This is a genomic window from Paenibacillus sp. UASWS1643 (assembly GCF_008693195.1).
Taxonomy (GTDB): Bacteria; Bacillota; Bacilli; order Paenibacillales; family Paenibacillaceae; genus Paenibacillus; species Paenibacillus amylolyticus_B.
In genome coordinates this window covers 858,913-883,367 of sequence record NZ_VXKZ01000115.1, presented here as the reverse complement: position 1 = coordinate 883,367, position 24,455 = coordinate 858,913, and the positions used below count along the sequence as shown (strand labels likewise).

General features: G+C 44.0%; 18 protein-coding genes. 13 read left to right on the top strand and 5 right to left on the bottom strand.

From position 1 onward, the window contains the following. Positions 1-94: 94 nt before the first annotated feature. From FE296_RS28220 to FE296_RS28200, 5 genes are all read left to right on the top strand, one after another. Positions 95-979, top strand: a complete 885-nt coding sequence (locus FE296_RS28220) for an ABC transporter permease (RefSeq protein WP_124115555.1) — start codon at positions 95-97, stop codon at positions 977-979. Between the two features lie 18 nt (positions 980-997). Next, a complete protein-coding gene (locus FE296_RS28215) occupies positions 998-1,867 on the top strand; it encodes a carbohydrate ABC transporter permease (RefSeq protein WP_017688372.1) in 870 nt (289 codons plus the stop codon). Positions 1,868-2,159: 292 nt separating this feature from the next. Next, entirely contained in the window at positions 2,160-3,845 is a 1,686-nt protein-coding gene (locus FE296_RS28210) for a type 2 periplasmic-binding domain-containing protein (protein WP_124114783.1), read from the top strand. A gap of 71 nt (positions 3,846-3,916) precedes the next feature. Next, complete coding sequence (locus FE296_RS28205; RefSeq protein ID WP_150367185.1) at positions 3,917-5,635, top strand: discoidin domain-containing protein; 1,719 nt, start codon at positions 3,917-3,919, stop codon at positions 5,633-5,635. 30 nt (positions 5,636-5,665) lie between these two features. Continuing rightward, positions 5,666-6,607, top strand: coding sequence for a family 43 glycosylhydrolase (locus tag FE296_RS28200; RefSeq protein WP_150367184.1), 942 nt, complete (start codon positions 5,666-5,668; stop codon positions 6,605-6,607). 78 nt (positions 6,608-6,685) lie between these two features. Here the strand turns inward: FE296_RS28200 and FE296_RS28195 are convergent, their stop codons facing one another. The 3 genes from FE296_RS28195 to pdxR form a co-directional block, all read right to left on the bottom strand. Next, positions 6,686-7,213 (bottom strand): DinB family protein, encoded by a 528-nt coding sequence (locus FE296_RS28195; protein WP_150367183.1) that lies wholly within the window; start codon positions 7,211-7,213, stop codon positions 6,686-6,688. Positions 7,214-7,353: 140 nt separating this feature from the next. Next, positions 7,354-9,375 (bottom strand): ATP-dependent DNA helicase, encoded by a 2,022-nt coding sequence (locus FE296_RS28190; RefSeq protein WP_150367182.1) that lies wholly within the window; start codon positions 9,373-9,375, stop codon positions 7,354-7,356. A gap of 59 nt (positions 9,376-9,434) precedes the next feature. Next, positions 9,435-10,925, bottom strand: a complete 1,491-nt coding sequence (gene pdxR / locus FE296_RS28185) for a MocR-like pyridoxine biosynthesis transcription factor PdxR (protein ID WP_150367181.1) — start codon at positions 10,923-10,925, stop codon at positions 9,435-9,437. A gap of 147 nt (positions 10,926-11,072) precedes the next feature. On the opposite strand from pdxR, the gene pdxS reads away from it, so the two are divergent. The 8 genes from pdxS (at position 11,073) to FE296_RS28140 (ending at position 22,872) form a co-directional block, all read left to right on the top strand. Continuing rightward, on the top strand, positions 11,073-11,957 hold the full coding sequence (pdxS, locus tag FE296_RS28180; protein WP_200869424.1) for a pyridoxal 5'-phosphate synthase lyase subunit PdxS: 885 nt from the start codon (positions 11,073-11,075) through the stop codon (positions 11,955-11,957). Between the two features lie 205 nt (positions 11,958-12,162). Further along, positions 12,163-14,622: a GH39 family glycosyl hydrolase gene (locus tag FE296_RS28175; RefSeq protein ID WP_223869071.1), complete on the top strand. Its 2,460-nt coding sequence runs from the start codon at positions 12,163-12,165 to the stop codon at positions 14,620-14,622. Between the two features lie 203 nt (positions 14,623-14,825). Beyond that, positions 14,826-16,058 (top strand): PTS sugar transporter subunit IIC, encoded by a 1,233-nt coding sequence (locus FE296_RS28170; RefSeq protein WP_150367180.1) that lies wholly within the window; start codon positions 14,826-14,828, stop codon positions 16,056-16,058. A gap of 19 nt (positions 16,059-16,077) precedes the next feature. Further along, positions 16,078-18,351 (top strand): beta-glucosidase, encoded by a 2,274-nt coding sequence (locus FE296_RS28165; RefSeq protein ID WP_150367179.1) that lies wholly within the window; start codon positions 16,078-16,080, stop codon positions 18,349-18,351. A gap of 371 nt (positions 18,352-18,722) precedes the next feature. Continuing rightward, on the top strand, positions 18,723-19,805 hold the full coding sequence (locus FE296_RS28155) for an ABC transporter substrate-binding protein (RefSeq protein ID WP_124114791.1): 1,083 nt from the start codon (positions 18,723-18,725) through the stop codon (positions 19,803-19,805). A gap of 148 nt (positions 19,806-19,953) precedes the next feature. Then, positions 19,954-20,802: a stalk domain-containing protein gene (locus FE296_RS28150; protein WP_223869070.1), complete on the top strand. Its 849-nt coding sequence runs from the start codon at positions 19,954-19,956 to the stop codon at positions 20,800-20,802. Positions 20,803-21,079: 277 nt separating this feature from the next. Further along, positions 21,080-21,739, top strand: coding sequence for a TetR/AcrR family transcriptional regulator (locus FE296_RS28145; RefSeq protein WP_133384850.1), 660 nt, complete (start codon positions 21,080-21,082; stop codon positions 21,737-21,739). Further along, complete coding sequence (locus tag FE296_RS28140) at positions 21,736-22,872, top strand: alpha/beta hydrolase (RefSeq protein WP_150367178.1); 1,137 nt, start codon at positions 21,736-21,738, stop codon at positions 22,870-22,872. Before FE296_RS28145 ends, FE296_RS28140 begins: the two co-directional genes overlap by 4 nt. Before the next feature lie 137 nt (positions 22,873-23,009). On the opposite strand, the gene FE296_RS28135 is transcribed toward FE296_RS28140, so the two are convergent. Continuing rightward, positions 23,010-23,348, bottom strand: a complete 339-nt coding sequence (locus FE296_RS28135) for a cupin domain-containing protein (protein ID WP_150367177.1) — start codon at positions 23,346-23,348, stop codon at positions 23,010-23,012. Positions 23,349-23,427: 79 nt separating this feature from the next. Continuing rightward, complete coding sequence (locus tag FE296_RS28130; RefSeq protein ID WP_150367176.1) at positions 23,428-24,255, bottom strand: helix-turn-helix transcriptional regulator; 828 nt, start codon at positions 24,253-24,255, stop codon at positions 23,428-23,430. Positions 24,256-24,455 lie beyond the last annotated feature (200 nt).

Below are 24,455 nucleotides of genomic sequence, written 5' to 3'. Positions count from 1 at the left end.
AGAGGAGGTATGCAACATTAACGAGATTGTGCCCGCCAGATCCGCAAAAAAAACAAAAACAAAGCTTTCCCAGCGGACTTCATTCAAAAAGGAAATCAAGAAAAGCTGGCCTTTGTACGTACTGTGTATTCCCGCATTTGTGTTTGTCTGCATCTTTTCATATGGCCCGATGGTAGGTTTGCTCATGGCATTTCAGGACTACAAACCATGGCTGGGCATTACAGGTTCACGGTGGATCGGGTTAGATAATTTCGAACGAATTTTCCAGTACAAAGAAGCCACACAAGCGATCGTTAATACGTTAATTATCGCCGTTTCTAAAATTATCGTTGGTATTATCGTTCCAATCGTTATGGCTATCCTGCTAAGTGAGATCCGAAATATGGGCATTAAGAAAAGTGTACAGACACTGGTGTATCTGCCGCATTTCTTGTCCTGGGTTACTGTGGCAGGGTTGATGATTGACATTCTCGGATTAGACGGGGGAATTAATCACATCTTGACCCGGATTTTCGGGAACGATCCCATTTACTTCTTGGGTGATCCTGATCTGTTTCGATTCACTGTTGTGGTGAGCGACGTGTGGAAGAGCTTTGGCTTCGGCATGATTGTTTATCTGGCGACCATTGCTGGAATCAATCCTTCTTATTACGAAGCAGCTGAGATCGATGGCGCTACACGCCGGCAGCAAATTCGATACGTCACTTTGCCTAGCATGTTGCCCATGATTATCGTCATTTCTACGCTGAGTCTGGGCAATATTCTGGACGCGGGCTTTGATCAGGTCTTCAATCTGTACAATCCGCTTGTCTACAGTACAGGAGATATCATTGATACCTATGTCTACCGTTCATCCTTGTTAAACGGGCAATACGGCTTCGGGACCGCTGTAGGACTGTTCAAATCGGGAATTAGCTTGATCTTGATCGTTGTCTCTTACAGGCTGGCCTATAAATATGCCAATTACAAAATATTCTAACAAGGAGGGAGAGGGATCATGTACCATAAGACGACAGGCTATAGAGTATTTTCCTATTTTAATTACGCGTTCATGATACTGGCGGGTCTGGCGTGTTTTCTTCCACTGCTTCATCTGTTGGCACAATCGCTCAGCAGCAAAGCGGCCATTAGTGGTAATATGGTTTCATTTTGGCCGGTCGGATTCAACGTGGATGCCTATGTAAAAACGTTCAACAATTCCAATTTCAACGGTGCCATGCTGACATCCATTACTCGAACCGTGTTGGGTACAACCATCAGCATGTTTATCCTTACCTGTGCAGGATATGCCCTGTCCAAAGAATTCCGGGGACGCAACGTGCTCATGTGGTTTTTTATCTTTACCATGCTCTTCTCGGGGGGATTGATACCTTCTTACATATTGATCACAGCCCTTGGTTTAAAGGACACGATTTGGGCTCTTGTGCTACCGGGAGCTTTCGGTGCTTATAATTTGATTCTTCTCGTCAATTTTTTCAAAACGATTCCCAAAGCCCTGGAAGAAGCAGCTTTCATTGACGGAGCGTCCTTTTTCGTAATTCTCAGCAAAATATATTTACCATTATCTCTGCCTGGTATAGCGACCGTATCCCTGTTCATTATGGTAGGGCACTGGAACTCCTGGTTTGACGGGATTTTGTATATGTCGGATGCGAGCAAGTATCCGCTGGCTTCGTTCCTACAAACTGTCGTCGTGCAGAGCAATATGCAGAATATGGCGATGAGCCAGTCTGAGGTGGCAGCCATGTCTGAACAGAGCATCAAGGCAGCACAAATTTTTGTCAGCACGCTCCCGATCATTTTGGTATATCCATTTTTACAACGATATTTCGTAAAGGGGATTGTACTAGGAGCCGTCAAAGAATAGTTAGGATGACGACAAATTGGATTACTATAAGTTCATCTAAACATTTACACGATAACGGAGAGGACAGAAGAGACCTGAAGAAGCGGAGCGTTCGCCTAAAAGCTTTCTGAAAGAAAGCTGCATCGGAAGCATACGCTATTACCAGAATTTCACCTTTGAAAAAATGAATCAAAAATTCTGGTAATAACAGCGATCGGAAGGTTGTTCTGTCTTCGGAGTGCCAGTGTAAATATGCAATTAGTTGAACTTATATAGAAAACAAATTGAGTATGAGTGAAGGGGGCATGTTTCCATGAAGAAAAGAACTGATTTATGGAAAATGGTAAGTATGGTTATGCTGTCGGCTATTCTTGTGGCTGGCTGTAGCAAAGGGGAGAGTGCTTCCGAGACCGCACCGGCATCGGTGCTTAAGGACGGAAAATATGATCCGCCAATTACGATCACCATCGCCAAACAACAGGATGAAAATGCTGGAAAGTACATCAATGGTGAGACGTTGAATGACAATGTATTGACCCGCTGGGGCGAACAAAACCTGGGTATCAAAATCCAAACCACCCTGCTGGGAGGTGATGCTTCACAATATAATACCAAGCTGCGGCTGGCACTGACGGGTTCCGAGAAGCTGCCAGACGTTCTGCCCGTCTATGATACCATGCTGGTAAATGATCTGATCGAGTCGGGGCAGGTCAAGGAGATTACGGAAGACATCTCAACCTACATGCCTGAACGGATAAAGGAAATATATAAACAATACCCGACCACCTTCAATCCAGTGGTTAGGGAGGGCAAGGTCTACGGGATGGCGATTGCGCCGAATCTGACGGAAGGCGAAGTCATGCTGATCCGTCAGGACTGGTTGGATAAATTAAATTTGAAGGCTCCAACAACGATTGATGAGTTTGAACAAGTCATCGCTGCGTTCACCAATGAGGACCCGGATGGGAACGGCAAGAAAGACACATACGGCTTTACTTTTTCAGGTAAGGATTCCTACAATACGGGCTGGGTCAGCGATCCGGTCATGATTTTCAGCGCATTCACGGGCAAACATCTTCCAAGGCAATGGCATAACGACAATGGCAAACTCACCTATGGATCTGTGGCTGATGGCAACAAAGAGGCACTTGCCAAGTTACGCGATTGGTATGCAAAAGGGTACTTGAACAAAGAATTGGCTACCCAAGGTGCATGGGATGCACTGTCTGATTTTACGGAGGGGAAAGCTGGCATCATCATTGGTCGTCCTTGGCTGTACGACAGTGTGAAGGACGTGGAGAAAAATGTAGAGGGGGCAAAAATTAGTGCTTATCCGACCATTCAAGGCGTGAACGGTGATAAGACCTATCAATCCGCCCAGTTGAACGATGGTGTGTTCATGTTTAACAAGGATTTTCAGAACATGGAAGCCTTCTTCTTGTACTACGATAAAATGTACGACGCGGCGTTCAGCACGGGGGACTTCAAATACGGCTACGCTCAGGGATACGATTACGATATCGTTAACGACGAAGTCACTTTTGATCCAACGAAATTCAATAAGCCATTAGAAGCCGTGCAAGGTGTTGGGAAAATGGCATTCACCAAAAATACACCGAGTGTTGATGGTCCCGGCCAATCGTACTACGATCTGGCGAATGGAGTTAAAGCCGACACGGGTGTCCTCATTCAGAGCGCTTCAAAAGATCAAACGACGCAGGACGGATATCGGATTTCATATGAAAACAAGGATGTTTTGCTGCCCAATGCGTTTAATGGTCCACCAACGCCAACGATGCAAAATGTGTGGGAACAGTTGACTACCATGGAACAAGAGACGTTTACCAAAATCATATATGGCAATGAGCCGCTTGAAGCATTTGATACCTTTGTGAAACAGTGGCACGAAAAAGGCGGAGACACCGTGATCGAAGAAGTGAACGAATGGTACAACCAAGCCAGCGAGACGGATGTAATGACACTGATGAATTTGAAATAAAGTCAAGTTTCACTTGGACCAGCCTTCCTGCAACAGGGGGTTGGTTTCCTAAAAAAAGGAGATGATGAGGCATGATCAAAGGTAAATCGTGGATGGCTATCGTCATTGCATTGATGTTGTTAACAGTTCATTTAACGTCCTCAGCTCAAACCGTTCATGCTGCTGCTGGTGAAGAGACCAAGATCGCTGCAACACTATTTGTGCTGAAGAATGAATCCGAAGTATCCAATGCCAAAATTCATTGGGCACCTGTCCAGGGAGCGACTGCATACGAGTTGTACAGATCCGAGAACAATGCGCCTTATACGTTATTACAGACCTTAACCGGTACAACGACGGATGATTATGAACTCAATATAGGTAACACATACAAGTATCAAGTGAAGGCATATGCCGGAACTTCCTTGTTAACCTCCGCTGTTTCGCCAGAATGTACCCCTTACAGCCTTCCAGAGGACCTCACAACTTTTGATAACACAACGCAATCCACTCTGAAGCTCCCGAATGAACTTAAAGTGGGGGATACCTATTACAGATTCAATTTTGTACAAAAACCAACTGGTGGTTTTGGCGAAATGATTCAACAGACTTCAACAGATGATATCACGTATGGTGACGACAAAGTGGTCCTTTCCTACACGGATCACCCCGATCTGGCGAATTCCAAATTTGAAGGGATTAATATTCTATACCATGCGCCCACGAATAAGTTTGTTTTTTGGGCTCACTATGAAAACAGTACAGACTACACACTTGCCAGAGTATCGGTGGCTTCGGCCACGCCTGGAGAAGACTTTACATTTCACAAAAGCTTTCGGCCAGAAGGGAACCAATCCCGGGATATCTCCATTTTCAAAGATGATGATGATTCGGCGTATCTGATCTCTACCGCCAATAATAATTCGGACACCATCTTATATAAGTTAACCTCCGATTGGCTGGATGTGGATCATCAAGTTTCTGTTATTTATCAGAATCAACACAGGGAACTGCCCAAGATGATCAAAAAAGATGACATTTATTATTTGTTCTCTTCCCAAGCGGCAGGTTGGTACCCGAGTATACCCTTGTATTCATCAGCAACAACCATCGACGGAGATTGGTCTGAATTACGGACGATTGGCAACACGTCAACCTTCTCGGCGCAGTCAGGTTCCGTCATGCGGGTGAAGCCAGATACGGGCAACAACGTGGTTATGGTTGCGTATCGCTGGATGTTCGGCTGGGCAGGCACGCAAAATGGAACAACGGAAGAACGACTGCTTCCCGTTTGGTTCTCCGATGGTTACGCATTTTATGATTATTTTGATCAAGTCCTGTACCACACAAGCGATGATGTTGTCGTTCCCGTTCAAAATGGAAAACTGCTGTCGCAAGGTAAACCTGCAACAGCCCAAACGGCTACTGGAACAAACCCGGCAAGTTATGCTAATGATGGTAACTATCAAACTGAATGGGTCGGCACAGGCAGTTCTTGGCCACATTGGTGGAAGGTCGATCTCGGCTCTGTTCAACAGTTGAATAATGTGCAAATCTCCTGGTGGATGCAAAAAGGCTCCGAAGGTTTTTACAAATATAAAATTGAGACCAGTACGGATAATGTAAACTGGACCGTGGCATTGGATCGAACCAACAATACATCTTACGGTTTTACCTCAGACAATCTATCGAACACTGCTGCCAGATATGTACGAATTAATATGCAAAATGCGGCACTTCATAACAATCCAAACAATTGGTACACGCCAAGACTTTGGGAAGTGAAGGTATTTGGATCGGGCACCAATTAACGATGTTCTTAAAAGAAGAGAGGTAACGGTGTGAATAATCAACTAATTAATGGTGGCATCTGGAATGATTCAAGTGGTAATCCGATCCATGCCCATGGTGGACATATGTTATTCCATGACGACTATTATTACTGGTATGGCGAAGATCGGAGAGACGATATATATGTGAGTTGTTACCGTTCCAAAGATCTATTCAACTGGGAGTTTCGTAACCATATCTTGACCACCTCTACGCCAGCTGCACCCATTCGAGTTCGAACAAATCTGGCATTAGTGAACGATAAAGGTGGAAAGGTGAATCTCGAACGGCCTAAAGTGCTGTTCAACGCGTTGACAAAAAAGTTTGTGCTCTGGGTTCACTATGAGAATGGTAACCATTACAACGATGCCGCATGCGCCATTGCCACATCTGATTCTCCGGATAGCCATTTCCTGTATCATGGCAGCTTCAATCCGTACGGGTATATGTCGCGTGACTGCACGCTCTTTCAGGACGATGACGGGAAGGCATATTTTATTTCGGCTGCCAGAGACAATGCGGACCTGCACATCTATCGCCTGCAGGAAGATTACCTTAATGTGGAAAGTCTTGTCGGAAAGCTGTGGCAGGGGGAATATCGGGAGGCGCCAGCTGTCTTCAAACAGAAAGGGAAGTATTATATGGTGACCTCATTTTGCACCGGTTGGGAACCCAATCAAGGAAAGTACGCGATGGCTGATACGATGGATGGACCATGGGGGATGCTCAGTGATTTTGGCGATGAAACGACGTACCGCACGCAACCAGCATTTGTGCTGAAGCGATCAGAAGAGGACTACCTATACTTTTCAGATCGCTGGAACGGATCGGATTATTTTCAGTCCAGCTATGTGGTCCTGCCCATTGAATTCAATGGGGACATTCCGATTCTAGATGAGTATTCCACGTTATCTTTGCGAGAGGATGCACATCTGATTCATTTTGAACGATAATTTGAACGATAAACCGACTGATCAGAAAAGACTTTGATCCTACAGAGAATGCAGGTTCAAAGTCTTGCTGGATGAATTTTATAATTTTAAATCTAACGAATAGCGATCGCGAAGTACTGATAAATGGTGGAGCTCATGTCCAGCCATAACAAATGCAATCGATCGAGCTGAAGCAGTGTTATCACTGACGATCCCTCTACAGAGCCATGCTTCCGGGGTGAGGCGACGAAGCATAAGAATGGTTGAGCGGCGTGTGACGGCATATTCTTCGCTCAAATCGGCCATGGTATACGCATTGAAAGGGTGGGTCTGCATAAGCACGTCCTGATCGTAGCCGGGATGATTTGTTTGGTCACCTCTGGCGATGCGAAGCAATCGGCTGCTCATGATGCGTTCGTTATCCAAAAGGTGACCGATGACCTCCTTCACGCTCCATTTGCCTTCGGCGTACCGATAATTTGCTTGCTCCTCTGTCAATGAAGAGAGCAAAGCTGGTATGATCTTGGCTTGCAGCTCTAAGCGTTCGATGATGTTCCCTTCAGGAACAAGCTGGATGTACCCTGCATAATAAGCTGCATATTCCTCTGTAGTTGGTCTTTCAACCATGGTAATGCCTCCTTTGGGATTCGTAGATCTGGAATATATTGTAGCATATATCTTACAGCATGAAATTAGCCCTCCGCTTTATGGCGGAAGGGCCTTTTCATGTGTTTCAAGCAGTTTTGTATCGTTTGGTTGTACCACTTCTAATCCGAACGTCGTATCCCTTTACTTTGGACAAATTTCTCCAAAACCTCAAAATCCTCTGTCACTTTTTTGAACGGCAATGTGTCCAGCACTTGTTCCCGGTAACTCTTTTTAGCCGCTGCGCTGAGACGGGAGTCAAGTATACTGAGTACGCCAAGGTCCGTTTCACTGCGGATCAAGCGTCCCGTTCCTTGACGTAATCGGAGAAGCATGTCCGGTACAAACACCTCCATGAACGGATTCTCCGTTACAGATGCCTTATATTCATAAACAGGATCCGATGGAACAGGGAAGGGCAGCCGGAAAATAATGACCTGTGACAGGTCAGACCCCTCGATATTCACACCTTCCCAGAATACACCGGTACCGAGGAGTACACCGTTGCTTTTCCTAAAATCGGCGATGACACTGTCCTGTGATGATCCCTCTTTTTGAACATGGACTGCCCATGTGTATTCACTAGCCCTTGAGATCAACTTTTTGTGAATGTACTTCATGTCCTCTTTTGCTGAAAAAAGGACGATTGTTCTTCCCTGAGTTAGATTACAGAGTTGAACCACTTCCTTGTACGCTGCTTCAAGATAGTTTTCGCGCTGATCGTGGTGGTAATAGGGAACTTTGTTCGAAATATACATCATGGCATGATTGGTGTAGTCAAAAGGGGAGGGTTGGCGCTCTAGGAAATCTCCCTTATAACCAAGGGAGTGCGTCATATAAGAATATTGTTCCTCCAGCGTATCCCCGCCTTGGCACAGCGTTGCTGATGTTAGGATTACAGGTACCTTGCCATTAAATAAAGCGTATTTCAGAAATTGGCTTATATCTTTGGGACAGATGCTGATTGTGGTTACTCTAAGAGGACTGCTTGCCCATAAAAGATAATTGTCCTCAATTTCAGATAAGACACTAATAAGAGTAATAAGCCCGTTGATGGCTTCAAAAGCGTCATCTATTTCCCGCTCGTGACGGGAGGTCAAAATGGAAAGGCGCAGACTGAGATCTTTTAAATCGTTTAAGACTTGGTTTAACGGTATTCCTTTGATTTCCGACACTTTGATTCGGTCGTTATCCTGCTTGGCATGGTCGAGCAAATCCGCGTTTACCTGTTTGAAGATGCGATCAGCGCAGTTTTTGATGAACTTGGATTGTGAGAAGAGACTTTTATCCGCAGACTGCTTCGTGAGAAGCTGCACCGTGGTATCCAGAATGCGGCAAATTCCGCGATAAGTGAACTCATGTGTTCTGGCATCCCGAACTTTTGCTTCCAGATTATGCGCTTCATCAATGACGATCAGAGCAGGCTGTTCTGAGATGATGCTCTTGGTTCCTTCTTTTTTCTTCATCAAATCCCGGATGAGCAAGTCCTGGTTCACGATAATAAAATCAATCTCGTGAGATTTTGCATTTAATTTCGCTCTCATACCGTAAAACAAACATGCATTTTTATGATGACAACGTTCAAATTTGCAATCATTCACGGAAACGTGGGACCATTCGGCATCACTAATTCCAGCTTTAATATCGGTTCTTTCATCAATTTCATAATCTAATATGCGCTGTGCAAGGGTAGATACGGAGGAGTTTGCATTATCAAGACTGATCCATTCCGCTGCTCTACTTCGACAGGCGTACTGACCCATGCCTTTCCCCACCACGGATCGAACCGTTGAGAATCCCAACCGACTACCAATGATCCTTAAATCTTTATGTATCTGTTCCGAGAGCTGAATGGAGGATGTCGCTATAATGACTGGTTTCTGAGACATTTGATTCGTGAGCAGACTTGGGATCAGGTACGCAAAAGACTTACCAATTCCGACACCAGCTTCAATCATGGCGTTATGCCCATGGAGATAAGCATCGGCGATATCGAGAGACATTTCTTGCTGTCCGATCCGCTCTCTAAGGCCAATTCGGGGGAAACGGTCATAAATTCGGAAGATGGCGTTAACCAAAGAACGTTCGATATCCTTGTCCGGTTCCTGTTTATTCATTTTGTAGAGTTCATTTAACCAATTCATAACGATCGCCCCTCTTCCGAATGATGATCTTCTTGTACTCACTTTGGAGACGATTTACCTCACAATGCAGTTGTAACGGCATTTTTTAATCTGGATACGCCTTCCTGTAATTGTTCATCTGACAAATGTGCAAAAGATAAATAGATACCATACTTCGTACCAACAGACGTTGAACTGCTGACTTCTGAGTATACCACACCTTGTGACCTAGCCGATTCCCGAAAGGCCTCATAAGTGGACACATTACCTCGCCACCAGCCAAACACGTGCAGACCCGCTTCATTCTCGACCCAATCAAACCATGTAGAGAGTTGCTTGTTCAAAAGTTTGAGTAACAGATGGAATTTACGACTGTATAATCGATTCATTCTGCGCAGGTGACGCTCATATTGACCACTTGTCATGAATGCAGCTAATGCCCGTTGTTCGATCAGGTTGACGGGTCTAGGCTCGTATAAAGCCTGTGCCTTTCTAAAGGTGTCAGCCAAGGTAGGGGGAAGAACCACATAACCAAGTCGTACTTCTAAAGGCAAGGTTTTTGTAAAGCTGCCCAGATAGATTACGCGTCCTGCTTTATCAAGTGTTTTCAGTGGTTCAACATGCATTCCGCGATATCGGAATTCACTATCATAATCATCCTCAACAATCATGGCATCATTTCGCTGTGCCCAGTCCAGCAAGGTTTGTCTGCGTTCCAGACTGAGCATTTCACCAGTAGGAAATTGTCGTGACGGCGTGACAAACAACATTCGTGCTTCCCAGTCTTGGGGCACAACTCCCTGACCATCGAGATTGGCTTCAATCAACTTTGCACCCGCAGCCAATATGGCTTTAGAAATCCCGACATAACAAGGACTTTCTGTCACTACATAATCCCCAGGATCAGCAAGTAATTGAGTGAGTAGAGCTATAGCTTGCATGGAGCCTGCAGTTACTGCAATATGATCCGGATCGACTTGAATGCCCCGCATCCTCCGAAGATAGGCAGCAATGGCTTCTCTCAATTTTGGATCCCCGGTTGAACTAACCATGGCAGAGGTTGTTTTCAGGTGATGCTCACGCTGCCTTATCTCTGCATACAATCGATTATTCCATTCATCGTAAGGAAACTTGGAGAAGTCAGGTTGATATTTGCTAAAGTCGATCACTTCGTCGCTATTCATTCTGGAATCATGTGTATGGGCATTGGCAGGTGCATTTCTTTGAGTCGTCTGTTGTTCAAACTGCTGAATACGATTTCCCCAGGCGGATAAGTGATGCGTGCAAGCTTTCACGGTGGACGCATTATTGTTCAAATCCAACTGGTAAGCAACAAAAGTTCCTCTTCCATGCTCTGAATGAATGTAACCTTGAGCAGTCAACGTATCATAGACCTGATTCACCGTTCCTCTGGAAATGTGATACGTCGTAGCTAACTCTCGAGTAGAGGGTAACTTCTCGCCATGTATAAGATTACCTTCATGAATTGCATCACGAATGGCATGATAGAGAGCCTTCATCTTCGTATATTTTCGGTTCAAATATGAACTGTAAGCTACATGAAATTGCATAGGACCTCCAGAGTTATCATTGAAGTGGTACAATAAAAACCGAAAATATTGGATCTTTTTATATGACCATTCTCATTCTATACTAAATCATAGATTAGAGCGATGCCTTTATTGAAAATCACCCAAAAGTTACTTAGGAGGACTACAATCATGCAAACAGGTACAGATCGTGTAAAAAGAGGAATGGCTGAGATGCAAAAAGGTGGCGTCATCATGGACGTTATGAATGCAGAGCAAGCTAAAATTGCTGAGGCGGCAGGGGCAACAGCTGTTATGGCTCTTGAACGGGTACCTTCCGATATTCGCGCAGCCGGCGGTGTAGCTCGTATGGCAGATCCAACCATCGTTGAAGAGGTTATGAAGGTTGTATCTATTCCAGTTATGGCCAAAGCACGTATCGGTCATTACATAGAAGCCAAAGTGCTTGAATCCCTGGGTGTGGACTATCTCGATGAAAGTGAAGTTCTTACACCTGCAGACGAAGTGTTCCATATTGATAAACATGAGTTTACTGTACCATTTGTATGTGGAGCCAAAGATTTGGGAGAAGCTCTTCGCCGTATTGGTGAGGGTGCATCGATGATTCGTACAAAAGGTGAGCCTGGAACGGGCAACATTGTTGAGGCAGTTCGTCATATGCGTCTAATTAACAGCCAGCTCCGCAAAGTGCAAAACATGTCCAAGGACGAGCTGTACGCTGAAGCCAAAAATCTGGGTGTAGCTTATGAGTTGCTGCGCGAAGTTCATGAAAATGGAAAACTTCCTGTCGTTAACTTTGCAGCAGGCGGTGTAGCTACTCCGGCGGACGCTGCATTAATGATGCACCTGGGAGCAGACGGTGTGTTTGTAGGATCAGGTATTTTCAAATCCGATAGCCCTGAGAAATTCGCTCGTGCAATCGTTGAAGCTACAACACATTACACAGATTACAAATTGATTGCCGAAGTATCCAAAAACTTGGGTGCCCCGATGAAAGGGATCGAAATTTCTAAATTGGCTCCAGAAGAGCGCATGTCCAACCGCGGTTGGTAAGATAACAGGGCATCTAGTTGAATAGATAGTTTGAACATTTATATAGAAGAGCCGATCAATTGAACCTTAATTGATCGGCTCTTTTGTTATTACTGTTTAGCTTGTTGATATCTTCAAAATGCTGTGCCTATAATAATCGGTATGAAGGAAGGTGCAGACAATTCGCTATCTATATGAGTTTATTCAACATCAGGACGATCTGCCTATGAAACTCTTCGTGAACTCGGTAAAACATATTGATTTCCATTGGCACAAGGAAGTGGAAGTTGTATATGTTCTCCACGGTTCAATCATCATGTATCTGGACCAGCAGCAATATACACTGCATGAAGATGATGTGATCGTGGTTAACAGTATGTCCGTCCACAAGATCGAACGAACCAATCAGGACAATGTGTTATTAACATTGCAGTTCGGTCCCGAGTTGATGAACAATAATGTGTTTATCTCCTGTAACTCTGCTATGAACGTGGAACAAAACGCTCCTCGCCTGCAAAGTATTAAACAATATCTTGCGCAAATGGTATGGGAGATCAACAAAAAAACGCGGGGTTATCAAAATTTTACAATGGGCAGATTACAGATGTTATGCGGATGCCTGCAGAGGTATTTTTCCAGTGGAACAAATTTTGCATTGGAAAACGGCAGCAGGGATTATGACTATAAAAGACTGAACAGGGTCCTCACATATATTGATTTACACTACAATGAGAAGATTACGCTGCAGGATATGGCCGATTCCGAACATTTAAGTTTGCATTATTTCTCCCACTTCTTTACCGATAAAATCGGGATACCTTTCCAGAAGTATTTGACGCTCATTCGCTTGGAGAAGGCTCAAGTTCAGCTGGCAGCAAACGATAAAAATATTTCGGAGATTGCGCTGGATTGCGGATTTGCCAATGTGAAGCTGTTTAACAAATACTTTAAGGAAAAGTACGGCTGTACGCCCGGTTCCTATCGGGAAGCTTCTCGTACACCGGAACTCCATCAGTTAAATGTAAACCGCAAACCCAAAACATATGAGGAGTCTTCAAGCGGAGATTATTACGAGATGGAAACACTGAATGCGATTGGCTTACTGTATCGATATCTGGATGTTAAGGTTGACGCCGTTCAGGACACGCTCCCTGTACCGTCTGTACATCTGTCAGACCAGACTTCTATTGAAATTCGTGCAGATCAGACGTCGTCTGTCTATGAAAAGCACTGGAATATGACCATGACGGCAGGGAGAGCCATTGAAGGTTTGCGTGAAGATTGGCGGAAGCAGCTCTCGGCGCTGAAAGGAAAAGTATCTTTTCAATATATTCGATTTCACGGCATCTTTAATGACGAGATGATGGTGTACAGCGAGAACGAGCAGGGCATCCCCCTCTATAACTGGTCTTATGTGGACAAGTTGTATGATTTCCTGCTGGATCAGGGTGTTCGGCCATTTGTGGAATTAAGCTTTATGCCGAGCCAGCTGGCGAGATCCAAAGAAACGCTGTTTTGGTGGAGAGGGAATATTAGCCCGCCATCCGACCCTGCCAAGTGGCAGGCGCTTGTTGGCGAATTCGTTTGCCATTGTTTAAATCGTTATGGAGTGGAAGAGGTGAGACGGTGGTATTTCGAAGTATGGAACGAGCCTGACCTGGCGGGTGTTTGTTGGGCAGGAAGCAAGGAAGAATACTTTGCGTTTTACGAATCGACCGTTCATGCCATCAAATCGATTTTGCCGGAACTGAAGGTGGGGGGGCCAGCTATGGGTTACGGTTCTCTCTGGAACGATACCTGGGCTGAGGAATTTTTGTCCTATTGCCGCAAGCGTGAAGTGGCTCTCGACTTTTTCTCGTTTCACATCTATTCGGAGTATCCCAAGCTAAAAGTTGAAGAGGATCGTTTAACCCAGATCATGCCGCCTGCTTTTTATAAAGAGAGTATTGAACTTATGCGGCAAAAAATGAATGCGTCATCGTACGGTCATGTTGAACTTCATGTCACTGAGTGGAACTTTTCGCTGTATGACCGGAATTTGCTGCACGATACCATGTTCATGGCTCCGTTTGTCATTTACCACACCATGAACACACTTGGTGACGTGAAAGCGATGGCTTTCTGGTCCTTTACCGATGTATTCGAAGAAAGTATCGTTCCCGCTTCTCCTTTCTACGGAGGTTTTGGCCTGATTAACCGCGATGGGCTGAAGAAACCCAGCTATTTTGCATTTGAGCTTATGCAAAAGCTTGGGGATGAGCTGATGGTCAAGGGAGACGGTTATGTTGGAACCCGAAAAAGGGATGGAAGCATGCAATTTTTGTTCTATCACTATGTTCACGTAGACCGGCTGTTTGCAAGTGGAGATTGGTCGGAATTATCCAGCTCAACCCGCTATGACGTCTTTGAGGAAAAAGGCAGCAAAGCTTATGAACTTAGCCTGAGCAATCTCGAGGGACCTTACAAATGCACCAGTTATCAACTAGATCGGGAGCATGGATCGGTATTTGATGAGTGGACCCGCATGGGATCGCCCTATTCCTTGACGGAAGAAGAAATCTTCTATTTAAACGGAAGGAGCGGCCCGGTGATGGAGACAGAGATGGTAAGGGATGAATGTTGGCGCAAGGAATTGGTGCTCCCCCCTCATGGCGTGATGTTACTCATTTTGGACAGGCAATATTAGAAAAAGTGCCCTTAAGACATCCCTTTCAGTATTGAAGGGATGTTTTTTGTTGTTTATTTCTTGTTCAGGCTGGCAAGCTAGAACTGTAGCGATGGATTGGGCAAAAAACGATCCATGATGCGGCAAGTTCCAACAAGAAAGCGTTAACACAAATCGATATACTATGGTTGTGGCAGCATAGAGGAAGACAGGGGGAGTTTTGGATGAAGCGTTTCATGAAATGGATGACAGATTCGTTTGCGCCAAGATTGGAGGCGTTTACGAACAATATTTGGGTTTCTTCGATTCAAGAAGCCATCATGGTCGCCATTCCGATGATTTTCATCGGTTCAATTATCACATTGATTTCGATTTTGCAGGATTTCATTCCGGGAATGCCGGACCTGACACCCATCACAACATTCAGTTTTGGTTTGCTGGGGTTGTTTATTGCTTTTTTGACACCTTATGTCGTGATGGAAAAAAGAGAACGACATAAAATCAAGTTGCTTGCGGGAATGACGGGGATATCTCTGTTCGTTATGCTGCTTAACCCAACTCTAAACGAAGACGGTACCATTCAGTTCATCCTTGAACGATTTGGACCCTCGGGGATGATTACAGCACTCTTGGTAGGTGTATTTGTCGCTCTTGTAATGATCATGTGCAACAAATTTTCGTTCTTCAAAAAGGGATCTTCACTTCCCGAATTCATTATGGACTGGTTCGATTTTCTCGTCCCGATCGCCCTGGTATTAACAACAGGATGGTTGCTTGTATATCAGCTTCATTTTGATATTTTTGGACTGATCGTGAACGTATTTGAGCCGATCAATGCCGTAGGGCAAAGTTTAACCGGATTTTTATTGTTCAATTTCATTGGTGTTGTACTGTATTCTTTCGGCGTAAGCCCGTGGGTCATGACACCGATCTGGTACGCGATCTGGATACCTGCAATCGAAGAAAATGCAGCTCTTGTGGCAGCGGGACAAGATCCCGTCAATATCAACACGTTTGAAACCTTTTTCTCCGGATGGCTGGGTATTGGAGGAATGGGAGCGACCTTGCCGTTAGTTGTTTGGTTCCTGATGGCACGTTCGAAAAAACTGAAATCTGTCGGCAAGGCGACTATTATCCCATCCTTGTTCAACATCAATGAACCCGTCGTATACGGAGCACCTATTGCCTTTAATCCATTACTCATGGTGCCGATGTGGATTAACTCACTTATCACGCCGGTGATTGTGTACTTGGCTCTCGACTGGGGTTGGGTACGGATTCCGAGCAAGATCTTCCAGCTATGGTACACGCCGATCGGCCTCTCCACCTATATTATGTCCGGACTCAATGGGCTGATCTTGCTGGCGGTCGTCCTGGTCATTGTATTTATTGTCTGGTTTCCGTTTTTCAAACTGTATGATGCACAGGAACTGAAGAAAGAACAAGAACAAAATTGATATCAGAAGGGTGAGTACGATGGATAAATCAATCAATGAATTGTTGTCGGCATTGACGCTGGCCGAGAAAGCTTCGCTCTGCGCAGGATTGAATATGTGGATGACAAAAGGAATTGAGCGGTTAAACATTCCGCCGGTTCATATGTACGATGGGACAAACGGTATCCGTAAAACGAACAGCGATGAAGAAATGGGGATTACAACGGAAAATGTACCCGCAACCTGTTACCCTACGGGTTCAGCCATCGGCTCTTCGTGGAATACGGAATTGTTGTATGAAGTTGGTGTGGCACTGGGACGTGAATCAAAAACCATGGACGTTGAGTTGCTGCTTGGACCTGGTGTCAATATGAAAAGAACGCCACTTGGCGGAAGAAACTTCGAATACTACTCTGAAGACCCATACTTGACGGGGGAACTTGGAGCGGCGTTTATAAACGGGATCCAAAGCGAAGGAGTGGGCGCTTCTGTCAAACACTTTGCGGGTAACAACCAGGAGTTCGAGAAGATGGTAACCAGTTCGGAAATCGATGAGCGAACGCTCCGCGAGATTTACCTGAGCGCCTTTGAACGTATTATTAAGAAATCCGATCCTTGGACGGTTATGTGTTCTTATAATTTATTGAATGGAACGTATACAAGTGAGAACGAACATTTGCTGAATGACATTTTGAGAGAAGAGTGGGGTTATGAAGGTGTTGTTCTATCCGACTGGACAGCTGTTAATGATCGCATACGCGGTCTGAAGGCTGGGCTTGATCTGGAGATGCCGGGTCCCGCCAATTACAATGCTAAAGCAATCATTGAAGCGGTTCAGAACCGAAGCCTCTCCGAAGAACAGTTGGATCGAAGCGTGGGCCGGATTTTGAAACTGGTTGAGCGGGTAACGGGCAAGAAAGACATGGATTCTTCTCCAGATTCGGACTATCATGCACTCGCACGTAAAGCGGCGGCCGAAAGTATTGTGCTTCTGAAAAATGAAAACGCGATTCTCCCGCTAGGGCAGGAGTCCATTTCGTCGATTGCCGTGATCGGACGCTTTGCCAAAAAACCGAGAATTCAGGGAGCGGGCAGTGCGAAGGTAACACCCACAAAAGTCGATATTCCATGGGACGAGATAAAAAATCTGGCTGGCGATGCCATGACCATGAATTATGCAGAAGGGTACCCGGAGGATGACTCCATCAATGATGAGCTAATTAACGAAAGCGTCTCATTAGCCATGAATTCCGATGTTGCTGTACTGTTTGTTGGCCAACCGGAATATGCGGAATCGGAGATGCATGATTTGCAAGGCATTGATCTTCCCGAGCATCAAGTGAAATTGATTCTCGCGGTAGCCTCAGTTCAGCCCAAGTGTATTGTCGTAACGAGCAGCGGTTCCGCACTGGCGATGCGTCCATGGGTACAGCATGTACCTGGTGTGATTCATGCTTGGTTGTCGGGTCAAGGCATGGGTAAAGTGATTGCAGATGTATTATTCGGACAGACGAATCCTTCGGGCAAACTGTCTGAGACATTCCCTGTCAAACTGTCGGATAACCCTTCACATATGCGAATTCGCGGAGAGAACGGCAAGCTGTATTATCGTGAAGGCCTGTTCGTGGGTTATCGATATTATGACCGGAAAGAACTGGCACCTCAATTCCCGTTTGGACACGGATTGTCTTACACATCGTTCTCCTATACGGATCTGGAAGTGTCTCAGACCCATACCGGTGCTACTGTGTCTTTCCAATTGAAAAATACCGGAAAGCGCAAGGGGAAAGAAGTTGTTCAATTGTATGTTCACGATGAAGAGTGCACATGGACCCGTCCAGAGAAAGAATTGAAAGCTTTTGCCAAAGTTGAATTGGAGCCGGGTGAAAAACGCAAGATTACCTTTGAACTGGAAGAGAGAGATTTCTCATATTACAACACCAAGTATAACCGTTGGGTGGCTGAGACCGGGTTTTTCCAAATTTCACTTGGCAGCTCGTCCAAAGATCTCCGAATTACGGAACGTCTGCATTGTGACTTTGGTAAGGAAGAAATCACGTTCCACAAATTCAGTCTGCTCAGTGAGTGGATGAGTGATCCTGTAGCGAAAAAGGAATTGGAGCATCGTCTGAATGAAATGAACGAGCATGTTACGGACAAGGTATACCTTAACGAGGAGTTTGTGGGATTCTGGGCAGATTTCCCGATGATCAAAGTATTCCAAATGTTCGGTCAACAATGGATGAATGAGCGTTCACCTGATGAAATTATTAATGAACTTATCGCCAAGGTTAATCAGGAACGTAAAGAATAGTTAAGTAAAAGAGAAACCAAGTTCAATCCTAAACAAAGGACATGAACTTGGTTTTTCTAACGTTTCGGGATATATCGTTATGGAACGTAACCTTCGAACCAGGATGCGGCAACAACTGTCATATTCAACGTGACGGATTTCAGCTCATGTTAGTCACCAGAGGAGAAGGGCATTGAACCTGTCACAGATTAAGTTTACGATAATGCGACGAAATGAGGCACCCTTATGGAGGGTTCTTTTTATTTATCAGATAAATGATATTGATTATTGTTCTCATTTACACGCTTCGACATTTACTGTATACTGACAATAGTTATTTTACATATTGGTCAAAAAGACAAGAGAGAATTCAAAAGGGAGAGATTATTTACATGTTGGTATCCGTTAAAAAAGGGATGTTTCTTTGTTTAATTACTGCAATGATTCTGGTGCTCGCAGCGTGTTCAAGCAGCAATGGTGGCAGCAAAGAGGCAAATGGCAGCTCACAGCAAGCTGCGGAGAGCAGTGTCACGAATGAAGCAACAAACGGGGAAAAAACCGACGCAGACGCTTCAGCACCTGCTGAAACAACTTACCCGGTAACCGTTTCAAATTATACAACAGAGAACGGCACATGGGTGAAGAAGGATCAAACGTTTGACAAGGCACCTGAACGAGTAGTTGCCAATACACAAGGTGCAGCCGAGCTGATGATTCGCCTTGGTTTGACAGACAAACTTGTAGGTGTAGCTGCGTTGTTTGGTAGTGTACCTGAAGATATTGCTGACGAGTTTAAACAAGTTCCTGTGCTTGCTGAAGGCTATGTCGGTAAGGAAGTGACAATAGGGGCTACGCCTGACTTGGTTGTAGGGCGTGGTGGATTGTTTGAGGATGCCGATTGGGGTGTTGGTACAGTAAGCAGCTTGAATGATATGGGGATTAAAACTTACGTGCAAAGTACCAGTGTTCCTGACGCATCGTTAGATAGTCTGTATCAGGACATTACTGAATTAGGTGAGATATTCAACGTACAAGCGAACGCAGCGGCATATATTGAGAAGCTTAAAGCACGCGAGACTGCGTTGTCGGCTCGAGCTAGCGCTGAAACGATCAACTATGCATCATTTTCGGATAATGGTGATGGAACCATTGGAATCTACAACGGAAATGGTGATACGTTTATTGAAAGTGCAATGTCATTAATCAATATGCATAATATGCTGATTAATGAAACCGGCACACTCAGTCTGGAGAAGTTAATCGAGATTAATCCGGATGCAATGATTATTTCGAGGTATGCAGGTGGTATTGATCCTGAGCAGACGATTGAAAAGCTGCTTGCCAACAAACAGGTACAAAACATTAACGCAGTTAAAAACAAAAAAATCTACATTATTGATTTCAACAACTTCTGGGGTTACGGGGATTCCATCTTCACAGGTGTTGAAGGACTCGCTGATGATCTCGGGTTGTAAATGAGTACCATTAAAAGTCGCTATTTTAGCGGCTTTTTTTTGTTATCAGGGACCCAATTCTTGTTTCAAGCTGATCAAACTTTTATTGGAAACTAACGTTATTATTGTAAGATTAAAAATTACATGAAGTGGGTGAGTCGCTGTGAGAATGAAGCAAATTAAAAAAGTAGTTGTCGTTGCATTAGTGATGTCGGTGTTATTACCATTGGGGGCTCAAAAATCTGAAGCAGCATCCAAATATGTTGATTTGGAAATTCAGTGGGCAGACGGTCGTATCAACCATGTTCAGACGTTAATCAAGGATGGAGTCACTTACGGAAGTTTTTTCTCACTGGGTATTAAGGCAGGCCTAGTGTGGGGGATGGAAGATGATAATACGGCCGTACTGAAGAGCAGTCAGAAGCATATTGTTGTGCACTTGGGAAGCAGCATTGCCGAAGTGGATGGTCAAAAAGTAGATATGGGCAGAGAACCGGTGTGGTATATTAGTCACCTTTATGTACCCATAGGATTTCTTGCATCTGCTTTGGACGGGGAAGTGACTCATCAAGATATGAAAACGAACAAGGTAACCGTGACTGGATTGAGCAATTATACTGATACTTTTTATGGCAGCAACATGGGTTACACCTATGTCATTCGCACTGCAAAAGGAGATCTTGAGATTACGAATGCTTCTACTGGACAAAAGAGTTCGATTCCCTTAGGGATCAAGGACATGAATGTGAACACTCATGATCTTAAGATAAATTTTAACAGGAGTCCCCAAAATCTACTTATTGTCAACATTGAACACACTAATCGAAAAACGGAAGACTACGATCTTTACACGTTGGTATTCAAAAATAAAGGTCTGATTCGCAAATCCATTGCTCACGGGGTAACGGGGCAGCATGAAATTTTGAATTCAGATAGTACCATTCAACTCATCGAAGACAACAGTATACGTATTATTGAAGATGGAAGTGGTAAAGTGCTTGAAGTCCTTTCTCGTTGAATAGATATCTGATCCGATATTCATGAATTACATCCCCTCACCAACTGAATAATAATACAAACATCTCAAAGAGCAGCTGATCAGAGTGATCAGCTGCTCTTGCATATTTCTTCCCAAATCTTTTCACAATCAAAAGTAGTTAAAATATCTTTTTGTAAATCTAAATACAGTGGTTTTAAATTTTTATAAAGATATTAATCTTTCAAGACTAGTTGACTTGTGAATGTATTATCGGTATAGTGTGAATCAGTTCACAGTATACATTAAGGAGTAATCTATGCCAAAAAATTCGTTCTTTCGCTTAGATGAAGCAAGGCGCGAGGAAATATCGAATAGCGCTATGCATCTTTTTGTTAATAACCTTTACGAGGATATAACTATGAAGATGGTTTTGGATAGTTTGTCCATGCACCCCGGAACATTTTATCGGTATTTTGAAGACAAAGATGACCTTTATTGTCACTTAATACGTAATGTGACTCAGAAAAGAGCTGCATATTTTAATAACAGTAATGAAGATTCCCTTTACAGCTATTTCCTTACTGGCTTATTTGGTAACGTTAATGGCATGGTGACCGAGCCACTGAATGAGTTGGAAATCAAACTGACTAAAACATTTTCATATATTCCTGAGGACATTTTGCTTAAAGTATATGTGAATGTGTTAAAGGGCGAGTCATTCCCCATGATCAAGGACATTTTACGCCGAATGAGAGTTGATGGGTATCTCCGACCTGATGTTGACGACGACCTGATTTCTTTTATGTTTGAGTCAATGCAGCTTAATTTAATCTTGTTTTTTAGGGAATTCGATATTAAGGACTCTAAGCTGCAACATAAGATCAGCAAATACTTTGCTGAATTTATGGGCCATGGACTGCTTGAAGATCATAAATATTCTGAAATGGTTAGCGATCTCAAGGGGGAAAGAAAATGAAAACCTATGACGTATTTCCAGAACCAATTGGCGGCTATACTGTCGGTCGAACCCAGATGGATTTTGAGTACACGGCATCAGATTACTCCAAAAGAGAACTGACCGCTTTTGTGTACTATCCGTCTGACAGTAGCGAAGGTAAGACTACATCAAGGTACATGTTTCCTGAAGTCTACGGGATGTTTAATGAGCAGCCACTTGTCACTGCGTTGAAGGATGTTTTCTCTATAGATATCAAGACCCAGTGTTACGACGACCTTGCTCTCTCCGGGAAGGAAAAGCGCTATCCAGTGTTATTCTATGTTTGCGGTGGAGGCGGTTCTCCAGAATGGGGTACAGTGCTCTGTACAGACTTGGCAAGCATGGGGTATGTTGTGGTAAGCATCGGCCATCAGAATAGCACGATGTATAAGCGTAAAGATGGACGTCTGTTTAATGTATCCAAGGATTTTTCGGATGTCATTACAGCGTTTGGTGAAGATCCGGAGATGCTGGCGTTGGCTGGTAAGATGGAGTTGCGTCCTGACGATGAAACTGCCATTGAGATGTGCCGTAACGTGCTTGCACAACCGATACTTTCCAAGATAACAGAGTATAGTGAATCACAGGCAGAAGATGTAAGGTATGTAGCCGATTATCTTTACAAACTGGACTCTGGAGAACTGAATTCCATCTTTAAGGACAGATTGCTGCTTGACATCGGCATGGGTATAGTCGGACATTCTTATGGAGGGCCTACGACGGCGATGGTTTGCCGGGATGACGACCGGTTCGCCTGCGGGATTGGCTTGGATAGCGGTGCGTTTGGACTTCTTGACAGCGATCTTAAGAAACCCTTCTTGCTACTGTTTTGTGAACCTAACTATAATATGAATGCGATTATTGGCGCTAACAATAGCATGGAAACCTATTATTTCTCAATTGATCGTGTTGCACATTTGGATTACTGTGACATCATGTTTACCAGTGTTAATGAGGAACTCAGAGGTGAACGGGATGCTATGGAGATGCGAAATATTGTTACAGACTATGCAAAGAACTTTTTTGATCATTACATACTGCAGAAGGCAGCAAGTGTGGAAAGCCTGGCATACGATGGTGTGGAATTGATCAAGAAGACCAGCAACATGTGACATAACCGAGAAATTGCTGATTAATGCATGTCAAAGAGCTAGCCGTACAGACGCAGAGCCGATAACCCCTATTACGCGGTTATCGGCTCTCTGGCTCTGATATTGCAAATTGACTTCCTGGTTCCAATAACTGACGCTTATTCGGCCTTAGTACCGCCAGTGTTTACTTCACCTCCAGGCTCCATCAACATGATATGACATTCTTTTTCGGAGGAAGGCTTGATCTCGACTCCCTTAGGGACAATATACATCTCGCCCTTGGAAATCTTCACTTGCCCATCACGAAAATCAATTATCATTTCCCCTTCGAGCACAAAAAATAACTTATCGGTCTCCTCATGAACATGCCACTCAAAATCTCCAGCAATCTTAACGATCTTAAATTGATAGTCATTCATTTCACCAATGAGTTTCGGAGACCAAAGATCGTTTAATTTCGAAAATTCCTCATTTAATTGAATAGCTTGATAGTGCATTGTCATTCCTCCTGTGTATTAATCCTTTATGTTCAGTATACTGATCTAGGCTTTTGTATAACATGGATACCTATTGAAATCAGGATGGATTATTGATGAACTTCAGACGATACTCCGTAGGAGAAATACCACATTGTTTCTTGAACACTCTGCTAAAATAAAAGGGGTCAGCAATGCCAACGGTCTCAGCAATCTGTTGTACAGACGCATCACTTGCCAATAACATTTGCTGTGCCATGTTTATACGATATTTCAATACATATTCTGCTGGACCCATACCTGCATGTCTTCTAAATACGTAGGAAAGTCGATTTCGATTAACGTTATTTTGTTCTGCCAGCGATGCGACAGTCAGACTTTGATCATAGTATTCTTGGATATAGGTAGAGACCCGTTCGAATAAAACATCTGATTCACAACTATTTTGCCTATGATCAACACATATTAAGGTCTCATTCAGTACATCGCGAAACAGCATCTCGGTCTGAAACTTTGAAATACCTCCGTGCTGATTATACACATGCCAAAGACGCGTGATTAATTCGATCAGACGTGGGGATTGACCCGTTGATAATTCAAAATGCTGATGGGAAAAGCTTGTCTCCTCGAGGTCCGAACTACATATCCGGTATAAAACGAGAATGTATTCCCAGTCCGTTCTATGAAACACGGTTTGATCCAGTTTCATTTTCGCGCCCCCGTGTACAACTTTTCCTGGTGAAAAGATATAGGGCGTACCCTCAAATTGAAATTGTATTTTTCCTGTAAGAGGAAATACAAATCCAGGAAAAGAATCGGTATAGTCAGCCTGGGGAACCCCCGGATTTCTAGCATATCGATATACTCCTTCTACTTGAAAAGGAATATGTGCAAAATGCGCTGCTAACTGATTAACGTCTACGTTCACATTTCGTACCTCATTTCAATAATGTTTGTCGGTGATTCTGAGATCAATCGTTGTGCACCTTCTCCAACATTATTGATAACGATTATCACTGTCAACATATATAATGAAAAAGAAAGCTCTTTTTACATATGGGCAATAGAATCCATCTTGTGTTAACATGTGCACTAACTAATCCAATGGCTTGTTTGAGAAGGGGAACC